The organism is Flavobacterium sp. (assembly GCF_028689845.1).
Taxonomy (GTDB): Bacteria; Bacteroidota; Bacteroidia; order Flavobacteriales; family Flavobacteriaceae; genus Flavobacterium.
The window spans coordinates 25,269-32,515 of record NZ_JAQVCH010000028.1 but is presented as its reverse complement, the minus strand read 5'-3'; the positions used below and the strand labels follow the sequence as shown (position 1 = coordinate 32,515).

Sequence of the window (7,247 nt, the reverse complement as noted above, 5' to 3'; positions counted from 1 at the left end):
AAACGCTTCATACCCGTCAACCGCTTTGGTTCTGACTTGGGTAACGACACATGGACCTGCCTCAATAACGGTACAAGGAATATTTTTCCCGTTTTCGTCAAAAATACTAGTCATGCCGATTTTTTTTCCAATTAACCCAGACATATTAAACTATTTATAAATGATTAAAAAATTCTTTTTTTGTTTTGCATGAAGACATAAGTATTAAGTATTAAGAACAATCTTAATACTTAATACGTTACGCTTTTTACATTTATCAGACTTTGATTTCAACTTCTACACCACTTGGCAACTCTAATTTCATTAGTGCATCAATAGTTTTAGAAGAAGAAGAATAGATATCTAACAATCTTTTGTATGAACTCACTTGAAATTGCTCTCTAGACTTTTTGTTAACGTGAGGAGAACGAAGAACTGTGAATATTTTTTTGTGTGTTGGTAACGGAATTGGTCCTGTTACAACTGCACCGGTACTTTTTACCGTTTTTACGATTTTCTCTGCTGATTTATCAACCAACATATGATCGTAAGATTTTAATTTTATTCTGATTTTTTGACTCATTTTCTTTAGAATTAGGCGTTACCTTTAGCTTTTTTAATTACTTCCTCTGAAATATTTGCTGGTGTTTGTTCATAATGAGAAAACTCCATTGTAGAGGTTGCTCTACCTGAAGAAAGTGTTCTTAAAGTAGTAACATATCCAAACATTTCTGAAAGTGGAACAAATGCTTTAATTGTTTTAGCACCAGCTCTATCACCCATGTCGTTAACTTGACCTCTTCTACGATTTAAGTCACCAACAATATCACCCATGTTTTCTTCTGGAGTAATTACTTCAATTTTCATAATTGGCTCAAGAATAACAGCTCCAGCCGCTTTCGCAACTTCTTTGTATCCCATTTTTGCAGCCAATTCAAAAGAAAGAGCATCTGAATCTACAGGGTGGAAAGATCCGTCTGTTAAAGTAACTTTTAAACTATCTACAGTATAACCAGCTAATGGTCCTGTTTTCATAGCTTCTCTAAATCCTTTTTCGACAGATGGAATATACTCTTTAGGAACGTTACCACCTTTTACAGCGTTAACAAACTGTAAACCAAATGCTGGCTTACCATCTACATCGTCAGCTGGTGATAATGTAAAGACAATGTCACCAAATTTACCACGACCACCAGATTGTTTTTTATAAACTTCTCTATGTGAAGCAGATTTTGTGAAAGCCTCTTTGTATTCAACTTGTGGTTCACCTTGGTTCACCTCAACTTTAAACTCTCTTCGCATACGATCGATAAGCACATCTAAATGAAGCTCACCCATCCCAGAAATAATAGTTTGTCCTGAAGCTTGATCAGTTCTCACAGTAAACGTTGGATCTTCTTCGGATAATTTAGCTAAAGCCATACCCATTTTATCAACGTCAGCTTTTGTTTTAGGTTCAATTGCAACCCCGATTACAGGATCTGGAAATTTCATTGACTCAAGAATAATTGGGTGCTTTTCGTCACACATAGTATCTCCAGTCTTAATATCCTTAAACCCAACCGCTGCTCCAATATCACCCGCTTCGATGTAATCGATTGGGTTTTGTTTGTTGGCATGCATTTGGTAGATACGAGAAATTCTTTCTTTATTACCTGAACGTGTATTTAAAATATACGAACCAGCATCTAAACGACCTGAATAAGCACGGAAGAAAGCTAAGCGTCCTACGAAAGGATCTGTTGCAATCTTAAATGCTAAGGCAGCGAATGGCTCTTTAACATCTGGCTTACGCAAAATTGGTTTTTGATCTTCTTCTAATAAATCAGCATCATCCGGATGAATTCCCCAAATACCTTCTTTCTCCATTGGAGATGGCAAGTACTTACAAACTGCATCTAATAAAAACTGAACACCTTTATTTTTGAATGATGATCCACAAAGCATTGGGATGATAGCCATATCTATAGTAGCTGCTCTTAACGCTTTATTTATTTCTTCTTCTGTAATAGAAGACTCATCTTCCATATATTTATCCAAAAGATTTTCATCATAATCTGCAACTGCTTCAATCAATGCTGAACGGTATTCTTTTACCTCAGCAAGCATATCCTCAGGAATCGGAACGATATCATAGGTTGAACCATGATTTTCATCGTGCCAAATAATTGCTTGATTTTTCACTAAATCAACAACGCCTTTGAAATCATTTTCTTCACCAATTGGCAAAGTGATTGCAACTGCATTAGATTTTAACATGTCTCTCACTTGCTGACAAACATTTAAGAAATTAGACCCTTGACGGTCCATTTTGTTCACAAACCCCATTCTTGGAACATGGTATTGATCTGCTAATCTCCAGTTGGTTTCAGACTGTGGTTCCACACCATCAACCGCACTAAATAAGAAAACCAATCCATCCAATACACGTAAAGAACGATTTACCTCAACAGTAAAGTCAACGTGTCCAGGTGTATCAATAATATTAAAGTGATACGGAATAGAATTTGGCAAAACTTTTCCTTGGTTTGAAGGGAAATTCCACTCACAAGTAGTTGCAGCAGAAGTAATAGTAATACCACGCTCTTGTTCTTGAGCCATCCAGTCCATTGTTGCAGAACCTTCGTGCGTTTCACCTAGTTTGTGGTTTTTTCCTGTATAAAACAAGATTCGCTCTGTCGTTGTGGTCTTACCGGCATCAATGTGAGCTGCAATTCCGATATTTCTTGTATATTTTAAATCTCTAGCCATTTGTTATGAATTAAAATCTAAAGTGAGAGAAAGCTTTATTTGCTTCTGCCATTTTGTGAGTATCCATTCTTTTCTTTACAGCGGCACCTTCTTCTTTAGCAGCTGCTAAAATTTCAGAAGCCAACTTAGCTGCCATCGATTTTTCATTTCTTCTTCTTGCATAAACAATCATCCATTTGATAGCGTAAGAAATTTTTCTATCTGGTCGGATTTGCATTGGAATTTGAAAAGTTGCTCCACCTACTCTACGACTACGTACTTCTACGTGAGGCATAACGTTAGTTAACGCTTCTTTCCATGTTTCTAATGAAGATTTTTCTGCATCTTGTTTCTTTGCATCTACAATTTCTAAAGCATCATAGAATACTTTGAAAGCTGTAGATTTCTTACCATCCCACATTAAGTTATTCACAAAACGGGTTACCAATTGATCATTAAATTTTGGATCTGGTAAAAGAGGTCTTTTTTTGGCCTGTCTTTTTCTCATGTCTTTTCTTTAAAAGTTTTTATTTACTTTTTCTTTGCGGGTGCTGCTGCTTGACCAGGTTTTGGACGTTTTGCACCATATTTCGAACGTCTTTGCGTACGTCCTGCAACTCCTGCAGTATCTAACGCTCCACGAACGATATGGTATCGTACTCCTGGTAAATCTTTAACCCTTCCGCCTCTAACTAATACTATCGAGTGCTCTTGTAGATTATGTCCTTCTCCAGGAATGTATGCATTCACCTCGTTACCGTTTGTTAAACGAACCCTAGCCACCTTTCTCATTGCTGAGTTTGGTTTCTTTGGAGTTGTTGTGTAAACACGAGTACATACACCTCTTCTTTGAGGACAAGAATCTAAAGCAGCCGATTTACTCTTCTTAGTCATTTGGGCTCTCCCTGTTCTTACTAATTGTTGAATTGTTGGCATAATTAATACTAAAAATTTCTATGTTTTTAAAATTACCCTATTTTAAGGGGTTGCAAATGTAGTAAATATTTTTAATAAAAAAAATCATAATTTATTTATTTTCTTCTAGTTGTATTATTTTTTGAGTGACTAAGAAGCTGAGTGACTGAGCAGCTAAGTTTTTTTAAAAAATTTGAGAATGAATTTTGATAGTAACACTACTGCCCTGCCCCTGATTGTAATGAAAAGCACGGCTTGTTGGAATTGTGTGCGGCTTGCTGTGCCAAAGCGACCAACGAAAGCTCTTGGCTCAGCTTAGCCAAACCAATGCCAACAAACGGACTTGAAATGTAAAGCAGGATGAAGGCACTATACCATATTTCTATTTTTTACGTTACTTTTATCAAAAATAAATTGCTTTGCCAAAAATCCTCTTTCTACTACTCATCTTATTTTTGAACTGCAATTTGCAAGCTCAAAAATTACACTTGAGTATAGAAGGCTCAAACAGCTCTCAAACCAAAACCTTAGACTCTATTGGTTATCAAAAACAATTTAGTATTGCAAAAGAAATTGAAAATGAATCGAATCGCTTACTTAAACAGCTTTTCCAAAACGGCTATCTCGAATCGGAAAAAAGCAATGCGGTTAAGATCAATGACAGTACTTTTGTAGTTCAATTTAAGTTAGGAAAAAGAATTAGCCATATACATATATATATAGGTGATGAAATTGAAGATTTAAACTTTAGCAATTATACCGTTGAGAATGACTTTTTAATTTTGCCGATTACTACCGTAGAATCCTTTATGCAACTTCAATTAAAAGCATTGGAACAAAAAGGATTTTCGTTAGCCAATATAAAACTTGAAAATTTTAGAAAAGAAAATTTAATATTGAAAGCAAATCTTGTCATTACTAAAAGTGAAAAACGATTCCTAAACGACATTGTCATTAAAGGCTATCCTAAATTTCCCGCTAGTCATAAACGAAATTTAATACGATTATTTGCTAATAAAACTTTTAATCAAGACGGACTGCAAAAAGTATACAAAGAAGTTGATGAGTACCGCTTTGTGAAACAAACGCAATATCCAGAAATATTGTTCACTAAAGATTCGACCAAGATTTATTTATATTTAGAAAAAGCTAAAGCGAATCGGTTTGATGGTTTTCTTGGTTTTTCAAATGAGGAAGGCGGAAAAGTGCGATTCAATGGATATTTAGATGTTCTTTTGCACAACATCTTAAATAGTGGGGAGCAGTTTTTGATATACTGGAAAAACGACGGGCAGCGTCAAACCTCCTTCAATATGGGACTTCAAGTTCCTTATATTTTCAAAAGCCCGTTAGGATTAAAGGCAGAGCTAAACATCTTTAAAAAAGATTCGACCTTTCAAAACACAAATACTTCCATCGATTTAGGTTATTTTTTTAATTATAATAGTCGTCTTTATCTCGGTTATCAAGCCACGGAATCAAGCGATATTCAAAACACGAACTCTAGTTTCATCAGTGATTTTACCAATTCATTTGTGACTTCAAAATATGAATTTACCCGTTTCAAATCGGATGATTTTTTATTTCCCGAGAAAACGGCGATTCATTTTACGATAGGGACAGGGAAACGGGATTCTAAGACAGCTTCTGAATCTCAGTTTTTTGGCAATTTACTCGTCAAACAAAACATCTATCTCAATGCCAAAAACAACATTCAACTCAATAGTCAGAATTATTATTTGAATAGTGAGAATTATATCGTTAATGAATTATACCGCTTTGGCGGAATAAAATCGATTCGCGGATTTAATGAAAATAGTTTACAAGGTAATTTTCTAACATCGCTCCTCACAGAATACCGTTATGTTTTGTCGCCAGGATTATACGTACACTCTATCCTTGATTATGCGTATTATCAGGACAAAACTAGCGATTTAAACGATGCATTAGTAGGCTTAGGTTTTGGATTTGGATTGCTCACTAAAAATGGTTTTTTTAATTTAATTTATGCCAATGGAAGCGTGCGAGACCAACCAATTCAATTCGCTAATTCGATAGTTCATATTAGTTTTAAATCAAATTTTTAAGTTCACAACTTAATTGTACATTTGCGGCATGGAGAAAGAAAATCAAATATTCGGAATTAGAGCAATTATTGAAGCAATTCAAGCGGGTAAAGAATTGGACAAAGTGTTTTTGCACAAAGATGCACAAGGCGATTTGATGCGAGATCTTCTAAAAATACTCAAGCAACATAAAGTAAATTTTACCTATGTTCCGATTGAAAAACTAAACCGATTAACCGATAAAAATCATCAAGGTGCTGTGGCAACCATTGCTCCTGTCTCTTTTTATGATTTAGAAAATTTAATTTCTTCCGTTTCTGAAAGTGGCAAAACACCTTTGTTTTTAATTTTAGACCAAATTTCTGACGCTCGTAATTTTGGAGCTATTATCCGCACCGCAGAATGTACGGGTGTAAACGGAATCATCATTGGCAAACAAGGAGCAGCTCCTGTTAATGGCGATACCGTAAAAACCAGTGCTGGTGCTGTTTTTAATGTACCGATTTGCAAAGTAGAGCACATCAAAGATGCTATTTTTTACTTACAAGGTTCTGGCATCAAAACCATTGCCGCCACCGAAAAAACAGAAACTTCACTTTATGATTTATCACTCACCGAGCCTTTAGCCATTATTATGGGAAGCGAAGACCGTGGAGTAAATCCTTCAGTTTTGAAAATTGTAGATGAAAAAGCTAAATTACCAATGTTTGGAACCATTGCTTCTTTGAATGTTTCTGTTGCTTGTGGTGCTTTTTTATATGAGGTTTTGAGACAGAGAAGGTAATTTATTCTTCTTTTTTCGAAATAAATTCATAATTCACTTTCGTGGAAGAAGTAAAAAATTGCTCCTCTTCCAATTCTAATAATTCTTCAGGTTCTGGCGTATTAACAAAATTGCCCTTTTCATCAAAATGTTTCATGAATGGATCTAATTCAGGATTAAAACTGGCTTTTTCCCACTCGTAACGAATCGGTTTTTTATATTGTGGAGCTTTATAAATCAAGGAAAATAAGAACCCAGTGACGAATCCCGCCAAGTGGCCTTCCCATGAAATTTGTTTATCTACTTCAGGGAACATGTACCAGATTGTTCCGCCATATAACATAACAATGACCAACGATAACGCCACTAATCGATAATATTTTGTTTGGATTCCTTTAAAGAAAATAAAACTCACTAAAACATAAATTAAGCTACTCGCTCCTATATGGTAGCTTTCTCGTCCGATGAGCCAAGTTCCTATTCCAGAAAAAAGGATTCCAAATACTAAAACTTGCCAAGAAACTTCACGATAAAAATAACGAAGTAGAGCAATCAAAAATAAAAGTGGAATGGAATTATTGTATAAATGTTTAATGTCGCCATGTAAAAAAGGACTAAAAAGGATTCCTCTTAAACCTTCAACTTTTCGTGGATAAATGCCATACATCGTTAAATCAATCTTGAATTTAACTTCTATCCAAAAAACAATCCACAAGGCTAACACAAAAAAAAGTGGCCAGGCAATCACAGAGGTTGAAAATAAAAAAGACTTTTGTTTCATCACAAACTGGTTA

7 protein-coding genes and 1 pseudogene are annotated in these 7,247 nt (G+C 35.1%); 2 read left to right on the top strand and 6 right to left on the bottom strand.

Going from position 1 to position 7,247, the window contains the following annotated elements; translation table 11 throughout:
* The 5 genes and pseudogenes from PHR76_RS10570 to rpsL form a co-directional block, all read right to left on the bottom strand.
* Positions 1-144, bottom strand: a pseudogene (locus tag PHR76_RS10570) (50S ribosomal protein L3); the annotation flags it as partial.
* Between the two features lie 112 nt (positions 145-256).
* Positions 257-562 carry a 30S ribosomal protein S10 gene (gene rpsJ, locus PHR76_RS10565; RefSeq protein WP_300062152.1) on the bottom strand — a complete coding sequence of 102 codons (306 nt, stop codon included), beginning with the start codon at positions 560-562 and terminating at the stop codon, positions 257-259.
* 11 nt (positions 563-573) lie between these two features.
* The gene (gene fusA / locus PHR76_RS10560) at positions 574-2,730 is read right to left on the bottom strand and encodes an elongation factor G (protein WP_300062149.1); all 2,157 of its coding nucleotides are present in this window, start codon (positions 2,728-2,730) and stop codon (positions 574-576) included.
* Positions 2,731-2,740: 10 nt separating this feature from the next.
* Positions 2,741-3,217 carry a 30S ribosomal protein S7 gene (rpsG, locus tag PHR76_RS10555; RefSeq protein ID WP_300062146.1) on the bottom strand — a complete coding sequence of 159 codons (477 nt, stop codon included), beginning with the start codon at positions 3,215-3,217 and terminating at the stop codon, positions 2,741-2,743.
* 23 nt (positions 3,218-3,240) lie between these two features.
* Positions 3,241-3,645, bottom strand: coding sequence for a 30S ribosomal protein S12 (gene rpsL, locus PHR76_RS10550; RefSeq protein WP_300062143.1), 405 nt, complete (start codon positions 3,643-3,645; stop codon positions 3,241-3,243).
* 398 nt (positions 3,646-4,043) lie between these two features.
* Between rpsL and PHR76_RS10545 the strand changes: the two genes are divergently transcribed.
* Together PHR76_RS10545 and rlmB are read left to right on the top strand one after the other, a co-directional pair.
* A complete protein-coding gene (locus PHR76_RS10545) occupies positions 4,044-5,711 on the top strand; it encodes a hypothetical protein (RefSeq protein ID WP_300062140.1) in 1,668 nt (555 codons plus the stop codon).
* Positions 5,712-5,739: 28 nt separating this feature from the next.
* Positions 5,740-6,474, top strand: coding sequence for a 23S rRNA (guanosine(2251)-2'-O)-methyltransferase RlmB (rlmB, locus tag PHR76_RS10540; RefSeq protein WP_300062137.1), 735 nt, complete (start codon positions 5,740-5,742; stop codon positions 6,472-6,474).
* A 1-nt stretch (position 6,475) separates the two neighbouring features.
* Here rlmB and PHR76_RS10535 read toward each other — a convergent pair whose 3' ends face one another.
* On the bottom strand, positions 6,476-7,234 hold the full coding sequence (locus PHR76_RS10535; protein WP_300062134.1) for a rhomboid family intramembrane serine protease: 759 nt from the start codon (positions 7,232-7,234) through the stop codon (positions 6,476-6,478).
* Positions 7,235-7,247: the final 13 nt, after the last annotated feature.